Here is a 20,286-nt window from a genome sequence, read left to right as displayed (position 1 = left end):
ATAAAAAATGTTGTGTTAGTAGTTAAATAGTGGGTATGGTAAAATCGGTAAATTAATAGTAATTGTAGAGGCTAATAGAGCAATAAAGTAAATGGTTTATGAAATAGAAGGAAAAGGGATATTTGAGAAAATGATTAGAAATCGCGCAGGAGGTTGATTAAAGTGGAAAAAGAAATGAACAAGTTGTATAGAGAAATAGCTGAAACGGTTAATGAAATGATTCCAGAAGAATGGGAGAAATTTTATTTTTATGCTCAGATATCGGAAACTGGAGGGGGGACGTACTTTTTTTATAATACACCTGAAAATAGACAATGCTTTAATTATAGTGTGAAAATCCCATTTAACTATGCTATTGATAAAGAAGAATTTAAAAAAAATAAAAGAAAGCTGTTTGAGTTGAGCGACGAACTAAGAAATGTTTTTAAAGATAATCAGCAAGAACTTTGGTATTCCTTTACAATGACTCTTGAGAGTAGTGGGAAATTTAAGATGCATTATGATTATACAAATTGGTTCGATACAGAATATGGTTTTAGTGACCAAATGATTATTTGGAAAAATAAATACTTAGGAGAAGTACCAAATGATGGAGAATATAAAGCGTTAATCGATAAATATCATAGTGAATTTCCGAATAATCCTATTTAACTAAATGAAATACAGAAAAAATAATAGGGCGTTTGAAAATAGATACTCCATGATGGTTGTACCATCATAGAGTGTTATGTGCAATGATAGAATAGAAAATAAAGTACGAGCTTAGGCGAGATGACATTTTACCGGGCGATAAATATAAACACATGGAATGTATGTTAAATTAACGAACTCGTACAAAACTTACAAATTTATGCTACTTAAAAATAGATGAACTTAAAGCACTCGATTGTCGATTAAAGGCAACGAGTGTTTTTTTGCGTTTTAGTGTAGAAATTTAACAGAGCACTATAATTCTATTATGTAAACTTTTCACATGATTTTTTATACAACTAAAGAGAAGAAAAATGTTCACTATTACTTTCATTCCTGTTATAAAAAATTCTACAATAGAAGACAGAACGTATATTTGGTATAATCAAAATATACTATATGAAATGATGTACATGAGTTTGAAATTCATGTAATGAGGTAAGCAAGCAATACATAACAATAGCTAATATTTAAAGTTCTTGTACCTATAGAATTCGATTCATGTTATATAAATCAATTGTTAGAAAGGAAAAGATGTAATGAATCAAATTTCATTTGAAGATTTATTTGAAGAAGAAAAAGAAAAGGTGGAGGTAGCTGAGGTATGTAAGGTACCAGCCCCTTTATCACCATTACAAAAAGATATTTTAGAATTAATTGATTCTGAAGAAATAAGTGCGCTTGAGCTATGTGAACGATTAATACGAGCTGGTAAAATACCCGATGAAAGATTCACTACGAATAAGCCTAAAGCATATGGACAAGTATGTTTACTATTAGAAGGTTTTGTTACAGAAGGAAAACTTATTTTTATCAAAGATGATGAGAAAAGAGATAGGGTATATAAATTGAAAGAAGAAGTTTGAGATGTATAGTGGGAGATGAATGATTGGTTCCCTTTAACTTGCAGCTCCGTTAGTCTAGTAATGTCCACAAAAAAGGTGTCAATCTCTCCTAGATTGACACCTTCATACTTTTAACACCTTACATACTTACGCTTAAAACCAAGTCTTCCTCTATCAAGTTCTTTCTGAATACTTTCAGAAGCATTTAACAAACTGCTTTTTTTATTATCACGTTTGACTTCAACTATACCAACTTCTTTTGCAATCTCGACTGCTTTTTCGTGTAGTGGTACATATGAAATTGCCGCAGTGTTTAGGAAATTATTCATAGCGGATTTTGTTCGTTCTGGAGAATGATGAATTGTATCTTTCACCATTTCAAGCATATCGGAAATTTTACTTTCGGAAAATTCATTGTCTTTGCGATTTCCTAAAAGCCAACAGTAGCAACTCCAGCCTGCAGACATTTTAAGCTCGTCCCCACTTGCAATCCATTTATCAGCAACGTCTTGTGCAATATTTGACTCCGATAAAGTTACGGCTACAACATAATCAGATAGCATATAAAAATAAGCCCCATCTATCCAACGATCAAAATCAGACTCACTCATAGCTTTCGGATCCGCAATAATGCCTGCAAAGTACATAGCATCGTAATTACCTGTCGCATAAAGTTCTTCAGCTAACTCTTGGTTTAATTTTATTTGTTTGGCGATTGGTTTCATAGCACCTGTAGCTACTCCGAATACTGGCTCATGCGCACCGTTAGATATGTATATTTTTTTCGTTCGTTCCTTACCTAGAGCCTCAAGTTCTTGCATAACTGTTTTAAAATCCATAGCTGTGCACTTCCTTCCTTCATGTAAGAGCCTTTTTAAGTCTTTCATATTTCTTATTTTAATACTAATTGTATTTAAGAGGTATGTCTACTTTCTAAAGGCATCGAAACTTGGTTTGAATTTTAGATGAAATAAAGAGCTAATTAAAAGGGTGGTATAATATAGAAAAAGTGAATGATGAAAATCTAATAGGGGGTATTCAATTGGAAATAAAATTGAATCGATTATATAGAGAGATAGCGGAAACGGTTCATGCCATGATTCCAGAAGAATGGGAGAAATTTTATTTTTATGCACAAATATCAGAAGCTGGAGGGGGAACTTACTTTGTCTATAACAACTTCAGAAATAAAGAAAATTATAAGTATAGTGTAGAAATTCCTTTTAAATACGAAGTTAATGAAGAGGAATTTGAAAGGAAAGAAGATTCTTTATATAAAGTGAGTAAGGAATTAAGAAATGTTTTCAAAGATAATCAGCAAGAGCTTTGGTACTCTTTTACAATGTCTCTGGAACATAGTGGGGAATTTAACATGCATTTCGATTATACCAATTGGCTCGACACAGAATATAGTTTTAGTGATCAAATGATTATTTGGAAACATAAATACTTAGGTGAAGTACCAATTAATGAAAATGATAAAGTGCTAATTCATAAGTATGATAATGAATTTCCGAATAACCCCATTTAACTAAATGGAAAGAAGAAATGTTTTTCATAAAAATTATGAGTTTTAAAGTAGTCGGTAAGTTATAGAATTGGTTCTGCAAGATAAAAAATAAAGGAAAACTACAATGGAAGTACATGGAATAGTTTCAATATGGTTAGGTAATATGAAAACGCAAGATCAGTTGGATACATATATAGATGTTACGTATGATGAAGAAGGAGACGCTATACCAGCGAGTTTTTTTGTTGATTTTAATATAGATATGATTGATGTAGATGAGGATTTTATTGAAAAGGAAGTGTTAGAAGAAGCAAGTGATGACATTTCTATGTTATTAACGGGATGTTCATATGATGACAAAATACTTTCTCGAATTAACGAAGAAGTTAAATTAAAGAAATCCTACAATTCTATCATATTAATTTATAATTTTCAGTATGACAATTCGGTTAGTAATTTTCAAGGTTTTGATTTTGTGACTGCTACAAGCTATCTATAATGGTAAGAAGGTCACTGTAAGGTAAGGAAGAATGAAAAGTATGTATAGTTTTTCCAATAAATATTTGGTATGATGGTGAATGGGAAAAATATACAAGTTTTTAGTGGCTCATAAAAGGGGGATTGAATTGAAAAGGACGATTGAATTCGTACTAGGTTTAATTGGTGGCATTATAGGAATTATTATTTCCATACTATTAATAGTTGTAGCGTTTAATATTATGGAAAGTTTTGATTATGAACTTTTAGCTTATTACTCTATTATTTTAACGGTTCAAATAGGATTGCTTATTTTATCATGTTTAGTAAACAAGGTTAATAATAAAGTTTATGGAGTTTGTATGATTGTGATTCCTATAGTTATGTTATTTATGTCATTATTCTTTTTGTTTATTCCAACAATATTACAAATTATGTCTGGTTCATTTGCATTTAGAACACTAAAGTTAGAATCGAATGTAGGATAAATATAATTATTTACGTCTGAATATTCGGTTTTTTAATGTTTTCGTTTGCAGTTCAAATTAACATAAGGTACAAAGTTGTGCGCTTTAGGAGGAGAAATAGATGGTTATTTGGTCTGGTTGGGGTTTTTTAGTCGCAATTATTGTAATTATTAATACTCTTTTGGGTAAGGTTATCTTGGGATCTATAACGGGGGACGCTACATATTTTCAAGATCATAGTTGGCCAATGGCGGTAATGTTTATTATATCAGGGGTTATGTCTTGGTATTTAGGAAAATATATTAATAAGCCAAATGGGAAAGTTTATATAGATGCTGAAACTGGTGAAAAAGTTATGTTTAACAAAAAGCACTCACTATTTTTTATAAAGATGGAATATTGGGGACCGATTCTAGGAGTTATTGCGATTGTAACTTTAATTACAAGATAAAAAAAGAGGATGGGTATAGCAAGAGTAATCTATTCAAGTAAAAGGAGAAATCAGTCATGAATACAAAGAAACTACTAGGGGTAGCAGTTCCGGTCATGTTGTTATTTGGTTGTGGAGTGTCTGAGAAAACGAACACTTCTAAACAGGAGAAAACAGAAGAGTCTAAAGTAAAAGAATCGAAGTCTAATAGTAAGAAAGAAAAAGTTTCAAAGGAAGACTATCCTAATAAAGTGTATAAATTAGGGATAGAGTTTGATAAGTTGTTTGCGGAGCATAACAATATTACAAGAGAGGTTTTTGACGGTAAGAAAAAGAAATCAGATATAGTAGATAGTGTGAAAGAATTAAATAAAACGTTAGATAAATTCGAGTCGATAGATCCCCCTGCAGAGTATGTAAATCAACAAAAGGATTTTGAAAAAGCAATTAGTTATTTTAGAGAGTCTTTTTCTTTAATCAATGAAGTATTCACCCGAAAAGAAAAAAGAGAAAAAGGCGATAAGACTGATAAAGAGTTAATGGAGAAATCCGAAAAGTTAGTGAAAGAAGGAGATATTTACTGGCTTAAGGCATTCAAAGACCTTGAAGGGGATATTAAAATCGGTGACGGTACAGTATCTGTGAAAGATTTGAAAGAGTTAGATAAGAAAGCTGGAATTAATACGGATAACGTTATGAAGAATGTGAAGGATGGTACGGAATTAATTGGTAATTGGGGATTCAAAGGAACAGACGGTTTCATTATGTCACTTATTTTAAAAGGTGATAAGACATTTGAAACGTATGGTAAAGATGAGTATCCAAATAAAAAGAATTATATTGAAGGCACTTGGGAATATGATAAGGAAGCTTTTACAATCTATTTACATCTCAATAAACGTTTAGTAGACGGTGTAGAAGATACAATTCAAAAAAAGAAAATAGCATATAAAGTTCAAGATTATGATGGGGAAAACTTGCGATTATTTAATGAGACGTCATTTCATACAATTAAGTATGTGAAGCAAAGCTAAAGTTATGGAGGACTAGGTTTAAATGGTCTGGTCCTTCATTAAAGTGTGGGTATGTAAATAATATGTTATCTTTCGTTCTGTTTACTTAGTATCATGTTATTCTTTAATAGAGTAATAAATGGAGTTTTACATTAAATATATGAGGTTGGTTACAAATGATAAAGAAATTCACTAGATTAGTATTAATAGTGGTTATGCCAATCAGTCTTATTACAGGTTGTGGGGCTACTGAAAAAACTGAAGCACAAAAGCCGAAAGCGGTACAAACGGAGAAAAAGGACTATATGGATTATTCATATGGTAGCAAAGGTATATTAGTAAGTGGCAAAGCGAAAGAACGGCAACAATACGAGATTGGATATATGGATGATAATAAGTTAATTGGAATTGATGAAAATATTGAGGACTGTATTATTTTAGATAATAAAGATGAAGCAAGTCTCGTTTGGAAACAAATAGAGCGTGGGTCTATTATTGAAGTGCAATATAGTAAAAATCGCAACGATATCGTCGGCGTACAATTAGTAGAAGATCGTGAGCCATACGAAATTAGTGATAAGTTTGATCGAAATACGATAAACGAAATTGTTGAAAACGTTAAAGGGAATTTGTAATAGATGTATTTCGATAGTATAGGATCTCTTATTATAAAATTGTGAATCAACGGCATTTTTTATATGAAAATGCCGTTGATTTGTGTTAAAAAATAAATGCTATTCTATAGTCTTGTAGAAAAACACGTATTAATCATAAATGAATTATTCTTCGTTCAGCTGTGATGATCGCCGCAAGGTTATTATCCAAAATAAAAGAGCACAAGCACTAATAGATACACCTAATATGCATACGCCATCCCAACCATATTTTGCATACGTATTTGTTGAAAGAATTGCACCTGTTGCACTACCGATAGAATAAAAAATCATGTAACTGGCAGTAAGTCGACTTCTTGCTTCGGGACGCACTGTGAACAGCATACTTTGATTGGTGACATGTACAGCTTGCACCGCTAAATCTAAGAGGATAATGCCGAAAATTAGTAATAATAGAGAGTGATTAATAGATTTAATTAGGAGCCATGAAAGTACTAATAAAGATAAAGCTATGCCAGTTGTTCTTTGTCCTAATCCTTTATCAGCTAATTGTCCAGCTTTAGTAGCAGCTAATGCACCTGCAACTCCAGCAAGGCCGAACGCACCAATAGCTGTATGTGAAAGATTATGTGGTGTAGCACTTAGAGGTAATACTAAAGAAGTCCATAAAATACTGAATGAAGTGAAAATGAGCAATGCTAATATTCCGCGAATGCGTAAGAGTCGTTCTTCTATAAATAATAAGAGTACAGAACGTATTAACTTCCGGTAAGGCATAGTTGTCATTCTGCTCTGTCCAAGAGTAGGTAAATTACGATATAACAAAACAGTTACGAATAGTATAAGTGTAGCGGAGGTGAGATAAACGGATCGCCATCCAGCTAAATCTGTTAATGCGCCTGCAAATGTACGCGCAAGGAGAATGCCTATTACAACGCCGCTTGTAACGAAACCTACTATGCGTCCACGTTCAGCTGGATTTGCTAAAATGGATGCGTATGCGACGAGTGTTTGCGTAACTGTTGCAAGAATTCCTACTAAGGCCATACCTATAAAAAGTACGATGGCCGAGGGAGCGGTCCCAATTACAATTAAAGCGATAACGGATAAAACCATTTGAACAATAATGAGTCTTTTTTGGTTTAATAAGTCACCAAGTGGAACTAATAAAAGTAATCCGATTGCATAACAAACTTGAGTAATAGTAATCACAATACCGATAGTTGAATGACTAATCTTAAATTCATTTGATAAAGAATCAAGTAGCGGATGAGCGAAATATATATTTGCCACCGCCATCCCGCAAGCTATTGCGAATAATAGAGTCATGTAGCGGGACATGTTTGCGCTAATAGGTGAATATAACTGGGGATCATTATGTTTAAGAGTGGTCATCATCTTTTCCTTGCTATTCATAAAATCAGCTCCATTTTGTATTGGTGTAAATAACGTACCGAACGGTATGTTATTTTGTAAGTAAAATATAATCTTGAGTAAATGTATATGTCAAGTTTATTTTGAGTTAATTCTGTTTTCTTTGACACATCGTTTATAATTTAATACGATATATAATATACTGATTGGTACATAAAGTGTTAGTTTATAATCTAAAAATGTAGAGGAAGGGGATATTTTTAAATGGCTCGACTACGCGAATTTGATGAAGAAAAAGCTTTGGATGCTGCTATGCAACTTTTTTGGGAGAAAGGATACGCTACTACTTCATTAAGTGATCTAACTGCAAGAATGGAAATACAAAAACCGAGTTTATATTCAGCTTTTGGTGATAAAGAGGGCTTATTTGAAGCGGCATTAAGGAGATACACAAATTTACATGCGGCTCGTATACGAACAAAACTTCAAAACGAACAATCTGTAAAAGAAGCAATTCAGATGTTTTTTGAAAATATGGTGGAAGAGGAATATAAAAAAGAGTTCAGTAAAGGCTGTTTTTGTATTAACACAATGGTTGAGCTTGCTCCTCATAATGAAAAGTTTGAAGTACTGACTAGAGAACACCAAATGTATCTTGCAGTTATTTTTCAAGAATTAATCATGAAAGGAATTCGATCAGGAGAACTACAAAGTGATTTGAACGCTAAAGCATTAGCGCAAACATTAGTCACGTCCTTAATTGGATTAACAGTGTTAATGAAATCACGCCCAGAACGTTCCGTTATAGATAATTCGGTATCTATAATAGTATCGTTAGTAAAATAATTTTTGAGTGAGATGTTAATCAGCAAATTAAATATTAAGAAAGTCGATTCCTTATTAAAATAAGAAATCGACTTGTTATAATTATATATTTTGTAAGTTGTCTTTCCAAAAATTATAGCTATTATCAATAACTTCTTTTAATTTGAAATAATTTTCTCAAGTAACTTGCACGTGGTAGAGAGTTTCTCCATCGTCTGTAAAAATACCTGAGTAATCATCTATATACTTCCACTCATCCTTATTGTTAAAGTAGTACATTGCGAATTGGTTGCCCTCATCATTTAACATGTCGTCTACTAACACGCCATCCCAATTTATATAAATTTGTGTGCCAGTCATTTGTTTAAGTTTAAATTGATTATTTTGACGGCATTTGTAATTAGTTGTAAAATAATGTTTGTTGACGAATTTTATAAAAAGTATGTTAGATGAAATTCATCTGTAGGGATGACATATAAATATTTTCTTAATGGGTATAAAATATAGTAATTTAAATATATAAATAAAAAGAAAATGTATTAGAAGTACATAGTAGATTCATATTTTTAAAAATTAATGTGACAATAAAGGGAGGTTGAGATACATACACGGCGGGAATGTGTATGTATCTATTATAATAATGAATAAGACAATCAAACAACAAGTAATCGCACTATCAACAAGTCTAGTGATTTTAGGGAGCGTACCTTTATCAGTATCAGCAGAAGAGATAAACAACTCTCAAACTGATCAACTTAATATTGCCCAAGGAGAACACGGATCGAGTGGATTAAATTATTCTAATTTCAAGTTGGAAGTTCCTAATCATGTACAAATTAACGAAGCAGAAGTATCTGAAAATGAAAAAATGCTTTTAGAAGAATATAAGCATAAACATGATGAAACAGAAGAATTAAACAAAATGCAAGATGCTAAGAAGGGACAAGTAGCAGAAAAGGAAGCTATTTCAAACATTGAAAAGGCATTTGAATCTGTAGATGGTCGAAATGATGGGTCTGATCGTCAAATGAAACCTGTTGCAAAGCCAAGAGGTATTCAATATAGCGCACAGAGTACGAAGAAATATGGAACACTTGCAGGAGTTCCATTTGTGGAGTGGATTGTTCCAGCAGGAAATCCTGATATTCGTCCTGCAAATCCGATGAAAGCACGTTACATTACAATTCATGAGACCGCAAATACAGCCGCTGGTGCTAATGCTGAAAATCATGCGAAATATTTATACAAGCAAGCAACTGAAGGCACTTTCCGAACAGCTTCATGGCATTTTACTGTAGACGATAAACAAATTTATCAACACTTACCAACAAACGAAAATGGTTGGCATGCAGGAGATGGAGATGGATCAGGAAACAGGGAATCTATCGGTATCGAGATCGCGGTTAACCAAGATGGTGATTACAATAAAGCATTAGAAAATGCAAAACGACTTGCAGGTTATTTAATGAACAAAGAAGGAATTGGTGCAGATCATATTTACAAGCATCAACAATGGAGCGGGAAAAAATGTCCTGACATTTTAATTTCACGTGGTAATTGGGCTGGTTTCGTACAAGGAATTCAGTGGTATGCAAATATAAATGCGCAGATTGATACGCCTTTACAAGATAAAAATGACTCATTTAATCCAAATGAAAATAATCCAGCTGAACCTAGCATGGAACTAGTGGTAAATGGTAGTGGCATCAATGTACGTAGTGATGCGGGTATTGAACATCGTGTTGTACGTAAAGCTTCAAACGGAGATCGTTACAAAGTATTAGCGGTTAAAAATGGTTGGTATAAAGTAGGTAATGGAGAATGGATTTTCTATGACCCAAGTTGGATTAAAATTAACTACAATGTACCAAAGGAAGAAGTACAAAAACCAAAAGATGATATTACAGGTGGCTGGTTTGAAGGGCATATTCGTAAATTAAACAGTCTAGGTATTATGCAAGGCGAAGGTAATGGTGTATTTGCGCCATATCGAAATGTAACGAGAGCGGAGTTTGCGAAATTAATCTCGAATGCTCTTAAACTACCAGAGGGAAATAAGTCATTTGTAGATATTAATGAGGCACATCCATCACTTCATGACGGTATTAAACGTTGTGCAAGTGCAGGAATTATTAATGGTCGTGGTGAAGGGATTTTTGATCCTAACTCACCAATTACTCGTGAAGAAGTATCTATTATGATTGACAAAGCATTACGATATAAAGGAATTACAGGTGAGTTAGTAGCATTACCATTTACAGATAAGCATTTAATAACATACAAAGAATCGGTTCAACGATTATACAGTCTAAAGGTAGTTAATGGTATTGGAAATAATGAGTTTGATCCTCGAGGCACAGCAACTCGTGGTCAGGCAGCTGCCTTTATTGTGAAGATGTTAGATTCAATGCAAAAATAAAATGAAACTTTAATCAGTGAGGGTCACTCGCATTGCAATCGAGCAGTTTATTCACCGAATTTTGAAATGAGAGTGTTACTGCCCGCAGATAGCAGAAGAAATTGTATATAGAAGCTGACATTGGTAGAAGTAAAAAATAAGAAGAATTTGAAAGGAGCTATCCAAAATAATGATTTGGAATAGCTCCTATTTAGTAGGAAGAACAAATTGTATTTGATAGATTGTAATGTAGAATGCCCTTCCAAGCCCCTCATAAGCCCCTACCAAGTAATAAATCACTAAGAAAAAACAAAAACAAAAACAACTAAAAGAACAAAACAAGCGCGAAAAAATGAAACCGGCGTTGTAGTAGTAAAAAAATTGTAATTCGAATGCCAAAACCATTCCCGCATGCCTATCTTTATAATGAAGGATTAAAATTTTCCTATTTACTAGCAAAGAGTGGAGGGAAACATATGGCGGTATACCGTAATGTGCAGGTGAACTTTTGGCAAGATGAATTCATATTAGATTTAACGCCAGAGGAGCGTTATTTTTACATATATTTGTTAACTGGTACGAAAACAAAGCAATGTGGTATTTACATATTACCGAAGCGTGTGGCAGAGCTTGAAACAGGTTATAGTATGGAGACTGTTGAGAAGCTGCTAAACAGGTTTGTTGAGTATGGAAAGATTCTATATGATACGAAAACGAAAGAGGTATTCATAATAAACTGGTTACACTATAACCCTATTTCAAATACGAATGTGGAGAAGTGCGTATTACGTGAGTTAAAGACTGTAAAAAGTAATGAGTTCATACATATATTTTTACGTAAATGCCTTGAAGAAGAATACACGATTCCATTATTATTGCAGTATTTTGGTATGCCAGAAGAAGAGGATAATAGTAGTTCACAAGTAGTTATTGAAGAGAAAAAAGAAGAGGAAGAGATAGAAACCATAGAAGAGGGCGTTCCAAATAGTGAAGTTTATAAGTTTTATGAACAAAATATTAGTAGTTTATCCCCGTATATTGTGAAGGAATTGAAGAATTGGATACAAAGACTTTCTGGAGAGAAAGTGTTAGAGGCACTTAAAATTGCGTTTGAAAATAATAAGAAAACGTTAGTTTATGTGAAGGGGATTTTGAGGAATTGGTGTAAGAAAGAACGAATAGATTTTAGTGAAGGAATCCATAGGAGAGAAGTATTCGGTTTGTATGATCCATAGTTTGGATAAGGATTTTTTCTAGTCTAAAAGGTTCTTTTACTATAGAAGCGAATAGTGTGAGAAAGGGGTGGTTATATGGAGGTAGTTATAAAGAAGAAACGAAAAAGGGGAAGAAGAATTTTTATTTGGGCTAGTAGTATCGTTCTCTTGTTAGTTATTTCCGCTGCGATTTTTTTGAATATATATACGCTGAAATCTATGCCAAAGATAGATGGAACGATAAAGCTAGAGGATTTACAACACGCTGTTACGGTAAAGCGGGATAGTAAAGGTGTCCCGCATATTAAATCGGAAAATGCACATGATTTATATTTTTCGCAAGGATATGTACAAGCGCAAGATCGGTTGTTCCAAATGGATTTAAGTAGAAGACAAGCTTCTGGTATGTTAAGTGAAGTTGTTGGGGAAGCAGCTGTTGACCGAGATAAATTGTTTCGAACACTCGGTTTACGGCGAGCGGCAGAAGCTTCAGTTAGTCAATATGATGGAGAAGCAAAATATGCCCTGCAGTCATTTGCTGATGGGGTGAACGCTTTTATACGTGAGGCAAAAGTGGAAAAGAAATTGCCGGTTGAGTTTACTATATTAGGTTATGAGCCTTCTGAATGGTCAATCGTGGATTCTTTAACAATTGGAAAGTATATGGCGTTTGACTTAGGAGGACATTGGCATGGACAGGCGTTTCGATATTGGGCGCTGAAAAACCTTTCGAAAGAGCAAGCGAATGAGCTATTTCCTACATATCCGAAAGATGCCCCTAGATTGCTAGCTGAACTGAAAAATACAAATGTGGACGTAGCGCAAAGTTTTTCAAAAACGATAATTCCGCCGGAGTTTAACGGTAGTAATAACTGGGTTGTGAGCGGTGAGAAGAGTGCGTCAGGTAAGCCGATTTTAGCAGATGATCCTCATTTATCTCTTGCGACGCCTTCTATTTGGTATCAAACGCGACTTGAAATGAAAGGTTTAAATGTGAGTGGCGTTATTTTCGCTGGAGTACCAGGTGTTATATTAGGCCATAATGAAAAAATAGCGTGGGGCGTTACGAATACGGGGCCTGATGTGCAAGATTTATATATTGAGAAGAGAAATCCTAATAATGAAAATGAATTTCTGTATAACGACAAATGGGAGAAAGCTACCGTTGTTGACGAGTCTATTAAAGTAAAAGGCAGGAAGACAATTCCTTATAACGTTACGATTACGAGGCATGGACCAGTAATTTCAGAGTTTGCGAATAAGGGGAAGGAGAAAACGAAAACAGTATTTGCTTTGAAATGGACAGCTTTAGAACCGTCAGCTGAGTTAAAAGCTGTATTAAATATGAACAAAGCAAAAGACTGGAATGAGTTTGAAACCGCTCTTCAAGAGTTTCATACACCAACCCAAAACTTTGTGTTTGCATCAAACGACGGCACAATTGCTTATAAAGCGAATGGAAATATACCAGTGCGTAAAAAAGGCGATGGTAGCTTGCCTGTTCCAGGATGGACAGATGAATATGAATGGGAAGGATATATTCCATTTAATCAGCTGCCGAAAGTTATAAATCCGAAAGAAGGTTTTATTTCAACTGCGAATAATAAAATTGTTGATGATGATTATCCGTATCATATTAGCAATACGTGGGCGCAGCCATATAGGCAAATGCGTATTCAAGAATTTTTGCAAGAGAAGGAAAAGTATACGGTGAAAGATTTAGAAGAGTTACAGATGGATCAAAAGAATTTATACGGGAAAGAGTTTACTCCTATATTTTTAAAAGAGTTAAATAAAGCATCTTTAAATGAGGTAGAGAAAGAAGGCGTAAACCAATTAACAAAGTGGAATTTTTACGATAGTAAAGATGAACCGGCACCATTAATATTCTATTTATTAATGAAAGAGATTTCAAATACGTTATTTTCAAAAGAAATACCGAAAGATGTAATGAAGTTATTTGAAGGGAAGTCACAAGTTGTTGATGAATTGATTCGAAAAGAAGTAGCGGGAGAAAATAGCGCGTGGTTTACGAAGTACGGAGGTTTCACAAAAGTTGTGCATACATCGTACGAGAATGTAATGAAGAAATTGCAGAAGGAATATGGACCGGATGTTGGAGAGTGGAAGTGGGGCGATTACCATCAACTCGCTTTTACACATCCAATTTCAAAATCATCTAGTATGTTAGCACTACTCGCTTTTAATCGTGAGAAACCAGTCCCGATTGGCGGAAGTCAAGTTACCGTGCAAGCAGCGAGTTACGGCGATAACGGCATTGTAAATCACGGAGCGTCTTGGAGATTCATTATTGATACGAAAGATATGTCAAACGGTTATCATATAGTGGGACCAGGACAATCGGGACATTTTAGAAGTGATTGGTATCATGATCAAATAGATGATTGGGTAAGTGGAACGTATCATACGACTACATTGAATACGGAGGGAATAGAGGGGAAGGTGCTAAATTTAGAACCGAAGTGATAGGGTGTTTTTGTTTGTGGAGGGACTAGTAATAATCTTTTTGATAATGAAAGCTTATCATTTAGAACATAACCCAGTTCTTAAATAATTTTAACAGCCAGCCTACTATCATTTAATTTGATAGTAGGCTGTTTCCATCTTCGAAATACGCTGTAGCAACTTCTTCAGGATTACGATTATTTCCACATGCTGCAAGTGCTGTAACAAATAAAGCCATTACAACTATTAACATGATTATTCCAGTTTTGAGGGGAATTAGTTAACAAAGACCAGGTATTATTTGCAACAGAACGGTCCCTCTGTACCCCTTGTTTCGTCATTTTTCTACGCCATCCAACTTGACAAATGTTTTTTTATCAAACTACAATGAAAATCATTATCAATAATATAGGGAGGATACTTTTGTCAATAAATGAAAAACAATATATTTATAGGTTAATAACCAGATCTTGTTAAGTCGTATGTACTATTTTTAGTTTAGCGTTGCCCAGAATGTACACCAATTAATCTCGCGAATTACAAGAAAACTATTATTGAAATGAGGCGTGCATTGTGAAGTTGGACGTGAATGAGTTAGCAGAGTATCTTGCCAATAATCCTTTCCGAGTAGAAGGAGTATATCGTTATGCTAAAAATCCAGGTGTGCCTTGTGCTGAGTCTACAGATTCTTTCCCAGGATTTGTATTTCCACTTACAGGGAAGACGCAATTTCAATTTAATGGTACGCCGTATATCCTTTCCCCAGGAAAAGTTATACATGGGGGTGCAAAAATGACATTAGCCCATAAAATGCTTGGTGAAATAAACTGGGAATATATTCTTGTTTTATATCAGATAAGCAATCCAGAACGAGAAGACTCTGGCTTTACTCATCAGCATTTTGAATTATTAACAGGACAATCTCCTCGTCTTGTCGAATTACTTATGCGTCTTTGGGATGTGTATAATCAGCGTGGAGGCATTTCGATGCTTCAGACCGAAATGCTGTTTCGCGAAGCGTTGAATGAAGCTTTATTAAGTGTTGTCAATAGAGAAAACAACTATGAGTCGCATACTTTATTCGAACGAATATCTAGTTACGTTCGAAAATACTATTATAAAGATATTACAATACATACGCTTACAGAACAAAATAATGTTAATCGAAATCGTCTTTCTTACGTGTTTAGAAAGCATGCAGGTATGGGGCCAGCAGAATATTTATTGAACTATCGTATAAAGATGGCTCAAAAAATGTTATGTACAAGTGGTGTGCCTGTACAACAAATTTCGCAGGCTGTTGGAATTGCAGACCCTTTTTATTTTAGTAGAGTCTTCAAGAAGCGAGTTGGCATTTCGCCTACTAAATATCGCGAGAAGTTCATCAATAATCCATACTAATGTCAACAGGGGTCCATTCTTATTTGAAAATCACTGTTCTATACTTATGGAGAGTTAAAGGAAACATTGGATTGAAAGAACTTTCATTGAAATCACTCCTTTGTACTATCTGAATGAAAAGTTCTGGCCGGAGCATTTTCTTTTTAAGCGTAATGACGACTTTTTTACTTAGATTATTGTAATATAGTGGAAGTTAAAAATGAGGAGGGATTATTATCCATTACCAACCTATTAAACTAAATGACGAGTTATCTAAAATTAACGATTATTGGTATCCACGAGTGATTGGTGAAATGAATGATGATCAAATTCAGCTTTTTAAAGCTAATGGAGATTTTATATGGCATGAGCATCCTGATACGGATAAGCTATTTATTGTGCTTGAAGGGGAGATGTTCATCGATTTCCGTGATGGACAGGTGAAAATTTCTAAGGGCGAGATGTTTATTGTCCCGAGAGGCGTTGAGCATAAACCTTTCACTGAAAAGGAATCCCACATCATGTTGGTAGAGCCTAAAAGGGAAATGGATTGATAATCGTAAAAAGATAAAAAGGAGCGGAAATCCGTTCCTTTTTTATTTATCTTACTATTTTTAGGGGCTTAGTATGAGTAAGATGTGAATAAAGGATGAATAGCATTTTTATCAATAAAAATTTATTGGATTTTTTGTGGAATATATATGAAACTTTGTATAAAATAATCAAGAAAGCCAAAAATTATAGGGGGAAAGTTGTGAAGAAAAATAAGAGTTTAATAAGTTTTTTAGGAGTGTTTATTATGTTGTTTTCTTTTTGTTTTCAAGGAAATGTACAGGCAGATGTAAATACTGTTCAATCTGGAAAAATCAAATCAGGAAACGTAACAGTATGGGAAGTTGGAAATGTAGCGAAAGTATTAGCGGATGTGGAGCGCTTAAATTTAAATACAGTAAATGTACCGATTCAGGTAGATATCCCAAATGTGACTTCTACAAACATGGTAATTAATCAAGCGCAAAAGCAACAAGCTATTATTTTAATTCAAGAATTATTAAAGCGTAATATTCAAGTTATAGTGGAACCGTTCCCGTATATTCAGCAGGGGAATGTTGGAGAGACAGAATGGAACCCAAGTAACATTAATGATTTCTTCTGGAATTGGAAGACGGTTATTCTGCAAGATATTTTTAATTCCATTACAAGTAAATACAATGTGTATGGACTAAAGATTGCTTCTAATTTCGTGAATATGGAGTATGCAGAAGGATACTGGAGCGATACAATTGATTTTGTTCGTAATCAGTATAAAGGAAATGTTTTGTATCAAATGAACTGGTGGTTAACAGCAAGCTGGGACCCTTCTTATGAAGCGAAGTTTAAAGAGAAAATCAATCGTCCGTATTTAAAAAAGGTGGATATTGTAAGTATTGATAGTTGGTTTGAAGTTTCAGGAAAAAGAAATCCAACATATGAAGAAGTAAAGAAAAGTTTATTTGCGACGACAGTGTATAATCGTGGACAAAATGTTGTTCAGCAATTGGAACAATTACATAATGCAACAGGAAAACCAGTTTACTTCGGTGGGTTTAACGTTCCGGCGCGTGAACTTGGATTACAAAATCCGTGGAATCCAGATGTTTCAAATGTGTTTTCAAAAGATGTACAATTAAATGGATGGCGTGCTTACCGCGATGTATTAGAACCGAAACCATATTTTAAAGGTTTTTCAATTTGGTTTATTGGCTCTAATGATAGTACACATGCGTATCAAATACATAGTAAAGAAGCAGAGGCAGTTATTAACGGGTGGTACCGAAAATAATTTTTATAAAATAGGTAAGTTTTAAAGATTACTACATATATTTCTAGTGAAAGGCCTTTCACCATCTTATCACCTAGGGGGCAATCATAATGAAATTTTTGTCTTACCTTACAGTAATTTTGGTGATTCTCGGCGGTTTGAATTGGTTATTTGTAGCGTTAGATTACAATGTAGTTGAGAAATGGTTTGGTTCTATGCCGGCGCTTGTGGACACTATTTATTGGCTCATTGGTCTTTCTGCTATTTATCAAATTTTTGATCGGTTCTTTACGAACGACTAGCTATTATTATTCTATTATTAGAGTGTTAAGTGCAATTATGTACTTAACACTTTTTTATGTATATATAAAAAGTCTGCACTTGCAAGCGATTCCATCGCGTCTTGCGTCGTAATAATAGAAAACAAATTGACCATATATTATATTTTGGGTTATAATTCAGAAAGTTTAAAAAATAATCGAATGAGAAATAGGGAGGTTATGAGGGTAATGGAGAGAGTCTATAATTTTTCAGCAGGACCATCAATACTCCCTTTGCCAGTTTTAGAGAAAGTGCAAAAGGAGCTTTTAAATTATAACGGGACAGGCATGTCTATTATAGAAATGAGTCATCGATCTTCTTATTTTCAAAGTATTATAGAGGAAGCGAGTAACTTACTTCGTGAATTAATGAGCATCCCTGATGAGTATGATATTTTATTTTTACAAGGCGGTGCGTCATTACAATTCTCTATGATACCGTTCAACTTAATGAATACGTATAAAAAAGCTGGATACATACTAACTGGCTCATGGTCTAAAAAGGCACTACAAGAAGCCGAAAAAGTTGGGGAAGTACAAGTGATTGCTTCTTCCGAGCAAGAGAAGTTTACTACGATTCCTAAACTGGACGGTTTATTAAGTGATGAAAAACTAGATTATGTACATATTACAACGAATAATACAATTGAGGGGACAAAATATGTGGACATTCCACATGTAGAAAGAGTGCCGCTCGTTGCGGATATGTCCTCAAATATTTTATCAGAGCGATATGATGTTTCGAAGTTTGGTCTTATATATGCGGGGGCGCAAAAGAATTTAGGACCTGCGGGCTTAACGATTGCTATTATAAAAAGAGATTTAATTGGGGGAGCAGATCGCTCTTGTCCGACAATGTTAAATTATGAAACTTACAGTAAAAATAACTCCTTATATAATACACCGCCATCCTTTAGTATTTACGTAACAAAACTTGTACTAGAGTGGTTGAAAGAGCAAGGCGGAGTATCTGCGATTGAAGAACAAAATAGAATGAAATCTTCACTTATTTATCATTTTTTAGATGAATCTAAATTGTTTACTTCACCAGTTGATCCTGCGTATCGATCACTTATGAACATTCCATTTACAACACCGTCAGAAAAACTTAACAATGAGTTTTTACAAAAAGCGAAGGAACGCGGCCTTGTTACGTTAAAAGGACATCGCTCAGTTGGCGGTATGCGTGCCAGTATTTACAATGCGATGCCAGCACACGGCGTAAAACGATTAGTAGATTATATGAAGGAATTTGAGCTTGAGAATAGATAGGGAGATGGGAATATGTTTCGTGTTCAAACGTTAAATCAAATTGCAGAAAAAGGTTTGCAAGTACTTAGCGGAGAGCGCTATGAAGTAGGGGATAAAATCAATCACCCAGATGGAATTTTACTTCGTAGCTACTCTTTACACCAAGAAGAGTTTTCAAAAGACTTAAAGGCGATTGCAAGAGCTGGTGCTGGTGTAAATAATATTCCTGTCGAGCGATGTACAGAAAAAGGGATTGTAGTATTTAATACACCAGGAGCGAATGCCAATGCAGTAAAGGAACTTATTATCGCCAGCCTTATTATGTCTTCACGTAACATTATTAACGGTGTAAGCTGGACGAAAAATTTAGAGGGTGAAGAAGTACCGCAGCTTGTTGAATCAGGAAAAAAACAATTCGTTGGATCAGAAATTGCAGGAAAACGTCTAGGTGTAATTGGCCTTGGCGCAATCGGTGCTTTAGTTGCGAACGATGCGTTAGCGTTAGGGATGGACGTTATTGGATATGATCCTTATATTTCAGTTGAAACAGCTTGGCGTCTTTCTACACATGTGCAAAGAGCATTTAGCCTTGATGAAATTTTTGCAACGTGTGATTATATTACCCTTCATATTCCTCTTACAAATCAAACGAAGGGAATTATTGGGGAACACGCTATAGAGAAGATGAAAAAAGGTATGCGTTTATTCAATTTCTCAAGAGGAGAACTTGTAGATGAAAATGTTCTTCAAAAAGCGTTAGAAGAAGATGTTATTACGCATTACGTAACAGACTTCCCAAATGAAAATGTGATAAAGATGAAAAATGTAACAGCGACGCCTCACCTTGGTGCATCTACGTCCGAATCAGAAGAAAACTGTGCATTCATGGCAGCGCGCCAATTACGTGAATATTTAGAGACAGGAAATATTCGTAATTCAGTAAATTATCCAAACGTAGAATTGCCGTATATCGGAAAGAAACGAATTACAATTATGCATCAAAACGTCCCGAATATGGTAGGGCAAATTACAGGATGCTTAGCGGAACATCATATTAATATTGCCGATATGATTAATCGTAGTAAACATTCTTGGGCATATACAATGATTGATATCGATAACGGAATTGATGATATAATAAAAGAGAATATTGTAGAAAATATAAGCAAAATTACAGGTGTTGTAGCCGTTCGAATGATTGTGTAAAGGAG

20 protein-coding genes and 1 pseudogene are annotated in these 20,286 nt (G+C 34.3%); 18 read left to right on the top strand and 3 right to left on the bottom strand.

Annotated elements, in window-relative coordinates; translation table 11 throughout:
* Positions 1–162: 162 nt before the first annotated feature.
* Positions 163–651, top strand: coding sequence for an antitoxin YezG family protein (locus CN409_RS02010; protein ID WP_000410097.1), 489 nt, complete (start codon positions 163–165; stop codon positions 649–651).
* 578 nt (positions 652–1,229) lie between these two features.
* Positions 1,230–1,556 (top strand): DUF3895 domain-containing protein, encoded by a 327-nt coding sequence (locus CN409_RS02005; RefSeq protein ID WP_086390668.1) that lies wholly within the window; start codon positions 1,230–1,232, stop codon positions 1,554–1,556.
* Positions 1,557–1,666: 110 nt separating this feature from the next.
* Here the strand turns inward: CN409_RS02005 and CN409_RS02000 are convergent, their stop codons facing one another.
* Positions 1,667–2,374, bottom strand: a complete 708-nt coding sequence (locus CN409_RS02000) for a DNA alkylation repair protein (protein ID WP_000346338.1) — start codon at positions 2,372–2,374, stop codon at positions 1,667–1,669.
* Positions 2,375–2,577: 203 nt separating this feature from the next.
* Between CN409_RS02000 and CN409_RS01995 the strand changes: the two genes are divergently transcribed.
* From CN409_RS01995 to CN409_RS01970, 6 genes are all read left to right on the top strand, one after another.
* A complete protein-coding gene (locus tag CN409_RS01995; protein ID WP_140159754.1) occupies positions 2,578–3,066 on the top strand; it encodes an antitoxin YezG family protein in 489 nt (162 codons plus the stop codon).
* Between the two features lie 103 nt (positions 3,067–3,169).
* Positions 3,170–3,544: an immunity 22 family protein gene (locus CN409_RS01990; RefSeq protein WP_086390666.1), complete on the top strand. Its 375-nt coding sequence runs from the start codon at positions 3,170–3,172 to the stop codon at positions 3,542–3,544.
* A 127-nt stretch (positions 3,545–3,671) separates the two neighbouring features.
* Positions 3,672–4,010: a DUF4064 domain-containing protein gene (locus CN409_RS01985; RefSeq protein WP_086390665.1), complete on the top strand. Its 339-nt coding sequence runs from the start codon at positions 3,672–3,674 to the stop codon at positions 4,008–4,010.
* A gap of 100 nt (positions 4,011–4,110) precedes the next feature.
* A complete protein-coding gene (locus tag CN409_RS01980) occupies positions 4,111–4,440 on the top strand; it encodes a hypothetical protein (protein WP_086390664.1) in 330 nt (109 codons plus the stop codon).
* A gap of 56 nt (positions 4,441–4,496) precedes the next feature.
* The gene (locus tag CN409_RS01975; RefSeq protein ID WP_044784001.1) at positions 4,497–5,453 is read left to right on the top strand and encodes a DUF3994 domain-containing protein; all 957 of its coding nucleotides are present in this window, start codon (positions 4,497–4,499) and stop codon (positions 5,451–5,453) included.
* A 155-nt stretch (positions 5,454–5,608) separates the two neighbouring features.
* Positions 5,609–6,067: a hypothetical protein gene (locus CN409_RS01970; RefSeq protein WP_000591641.1), complete on the top strand. Its 459-nt coding sequence runs from the start codon at positions 5,609–5,611 to the stop codon at positions 6,065–6,067.
* Positions 6,068–6,211: 144 nt separating this feature from the next.
* Here CN409_RS01970 and CN409_RS01965 read toward each other — a convergent pair whose 3' ends face one another.
* On the bottom strand, positions 6,212–7,462 hold the full coding sequence (locus CN409_RS01965; protein WP_001085017.1) for an MFS transporter: 1,251 nt from the start codon (positions 7,460–7,462) through the stop codon (positions 6,212–6,214).
* A 222-nt stretch (positions 7,463–7,684) separates the two neighbouring features.
* Between CN409_RS01965 and CN409_RS01960 the strand changes: the two genes are divergently transcribed.
* Entirely contained in the window at positions 7,685–8,266 is a 582-nt protein-coding gene (locus CN409_RS01960; RefSeq protein WP_086396886.1) for a TetR/AcrR family transcriptional regulator, read from the top strand.
* 81 nt (positions 8,267–8,347) lie between these two features.
* Here CN409_RS01960 and CN409_RS32620 read toward each other — a convergent pair.
* Positions 8,348–8,626 (bottom strand): annotated as a pseudogene (locus tag CN409_RS32620) (DUF7832 domain-containing protein); the annotation flags it as partial.
* Between the two features lie 259 nt (positions 8,627–8,885).
* Here CN409_RS32620 and CN409_RS01950 point away from each other — a divergent pair.
* The 9 genes from CN409_RS01950 (at position 8,886) to CN409_RS01900 (ending at position 20,281) form a co-directional block, all read left to right on the top strand.
* Positions 8,886–10,664: an S-layer homology domain-containing protein gene (locus CN409_RS01950; RefSeq protein WP_097960047.1), complete on the top strand. Its 1,779-nt coding sequence runs from the start codon at positions 8,886–8,888 to the stop codon at positions 10,662–10,664.
* A 371-nt stretch (positions 10,665–11,035) separates the two neighbouring features.
* A complete protein-coding gene (locus tag CN409_RS01940; RefSeq protein WP_140159753.1) occupies positions 11,036–11,878 on the top strand; it encodes a DnaD domain-containing protein in 843 nt (280 codons plus the stop codon).
* Positions 11,879–11,953: 75 nt separating this feature from the next.
* Positions 11,954–14,344, top strand: a complete 2,391-nt coding sequence (locus tag CN409_RS01935; protein ID WP_097981013.1) for a penicillin acylase family protein — start codon at positions 11,954–11,956, stop codon at positions 14,342–14,344.
* A gap of 552 nt (positions 14,345–14,896) precedes the next feature.
* On the top strand, positions 14,897–15,724 hold the full coding sequence (locus CN409_RS01930) for a helix-turn-helix transcriptional regulator (RefSeq protein ID WP_000762792.1): 828 nt from the start codon (positions 14,897–14,899) through the stop codon (positions 15,722–15,724).
* 293 nt (positions 15,725–16,017) lie between these two features.
* A complete protein-coding gene (locus tag CN409_RS01920) occupies positions 16,018–16,257 on the top strand; it encodes a cupin domain-containing protein (protein ID WP_000997179.1) in 240 nt (79 codons plus the stop codon).
* 200 nt (positions 16,258–16,457) lie between these two features.
* Entirely contained in the window at positions 16,458–17,525 is a 1,068-nt protein-coding gene (locus tag CN409_RS01915) for a glycoside hydrolase family 113 (RefSeq protein WP_000739768.1), read from the top strand.
* Between the two features lie 89 nt (positions 17,526–17,614).
* A complete protein-coding gene (locus CN409_RS01910) occupies positions 17,615–17,806 on the top strand; it encodes a DUF378 domain-containing protein (RefSeq protein WP_000670804.1) in 192 nt (63 codons plus the stop codon).
* Positions 17,807–18,013: 207 nt separating this feature from the next.
* The gene (gene serC / locus CN409_RS01905; RefSeq protein WP_086396808.1) at positions 18,014–19,096 is read left to right on the top strand and encodes a 3-phosphoserine/phosphohydroxythreonine transaminase; all 1,083 of its coding nucleotides are present in this window, start codon (positions 18,014–18,016) and stop codon (positions 19,094–19,096) included.
* A gap of 12 nt (positions 19,097–19,108) precedes the next feature.
* Complete coding sequence (locus CN409_RS01900) at positions 19,109–20,281, top strand: 3-phosphoglycerate dehydrogenase family protein (protein WP_086396810.1); 1,173 nt, start codon at positions 19,109–19,111, stop codon at positions 20,279–20,281.
* Positions 20,282–20,286 lie beyond the last annotated feature (5 nt).

This window comes from Bacillus sp. AFS012607, assembly GCF_002558005.1.
Lineage (GTDB): Bacteria > Bacillota > Bacilli > Bacillales > Bacillaceae_G > Bacillus_A > Bacillus_A thuringiensis_S.
The sequence above is the reverse complement of the archived record's forward strand: the minus strand, read 5'-3'. Positions and strand labels throughout refer to the sequence as shown.

What these genes read in the sequence shown, in the direction of transcription:
- CN409_RS01970 (WP_000591641.1), top strand. Translation starts at nt 5,609, where the DNA reads ATGATAAAGAAATTCACTAGATTAGTATTAATAGTGGTTATGCCAATC.
- CN409_RS01960 (WP_086396886.1), top strand. Translation starts at nt 7,685, where the DNA reads ATGGCTCGACTACGCGAATTTGATGAAGAAAAAGCTTTGGATGCTGCT.
- CN409_RS01935 (WP_097981013.1), top strand. Translation starts at nt 11,954, where the DNA reads ATGGAGGTAGTTATAAAGAAGAAACGAAAAAGGGGAAGAAGAATTTTT.
- CN409_RS01950 (WP_097960047.1), top strand. Translation starts at nt 8,886, where the DNA reads ATGAATAAGACAATCAAACAACAAGTAATCGCACTATCAACAAGTCTA.
- CN409_RS01900 (WP_086396810.1), top strand. Translation starts at nt 19,109, where the DNA reads ATGTTTCGTGTTCAAACGTTAAATCAAATTGCAGAAAAAGGTTTGCAA.
- CN409_RS02005 (WP_086390668.1), top strand. Translation starts at nt 1,230, where the DNA reads ATGAATCAAATTTCATTTGAAGATTTATTTGAAGAAGAAAAAGAAAAG.
- CN409_RS01920 (WP_000997179.1), top strand. Translation starts at nt 16,018, where the DNA reads ATGAATGATGATCAAATTCAGCTTTTTAAAGCTAATGGAGATTTTATA.
- CN409_RS01965 (WP_001085017.1), bottom strand. Translation starts at nt 7,462, where the DNA reads ATGAATAGCAAGGAAAAGATGATGACCACTCTTAAACATAATGATCCC.
- CN409_RS01990 (WP_086390666.1), top strand. Translation starts at nt 3,170, where the DNA reads ATGGAAGTACATGGAATAGTTTCAATATGGTTAGGTAATATGAAAACG.
- serC (WP_086396808.1), top strand. Translation starts at nt 18,014, where the DNA reads ATGGAGAGAGTCTATAATTTTTCAGCAGGACCATCAATACTCCCTTTG.
- CN409_RS01940 (WP_140159753.1), top strand. Translation starts at nt 11,036, where the DNA reads ATGCCAAAACCATTCCCGCATGCCTATCTTTATAATGAAGGATTAAAA.
- CN409_RS01980 (WP_086390664.1), top strand. Translation starts at nt 4,111, where the DNA reads ATGGTTATTTGGTCTGGTTGGGGTTTTTTAGTCGCAATTATTGTAATT.
- CN409_RS01975 (WP_044784001.1), top strand. Translation starts at nt 4,497, where the DNA reads ATGAATACAAAGAAACTACTAGGGGTAGCAGTTCCGGTCATGTTGTTA.
- CN409_RS02000 (WP_000346338.1), bottom strand. Translation starts at nt 2,374, where the DNA reads ATGGATTTTAAAACAGTTATGCAAGAACTTGAGGCTCTAGGTAAGGAA.
- CN409_RS01910 (WP_000670804.1), top strand. Translation starts at nt 17,615, where the DNA reads ATGAAATTTTTGTCTTACCTTACAGTAATTTTGGTGATTCTCGGCGGT.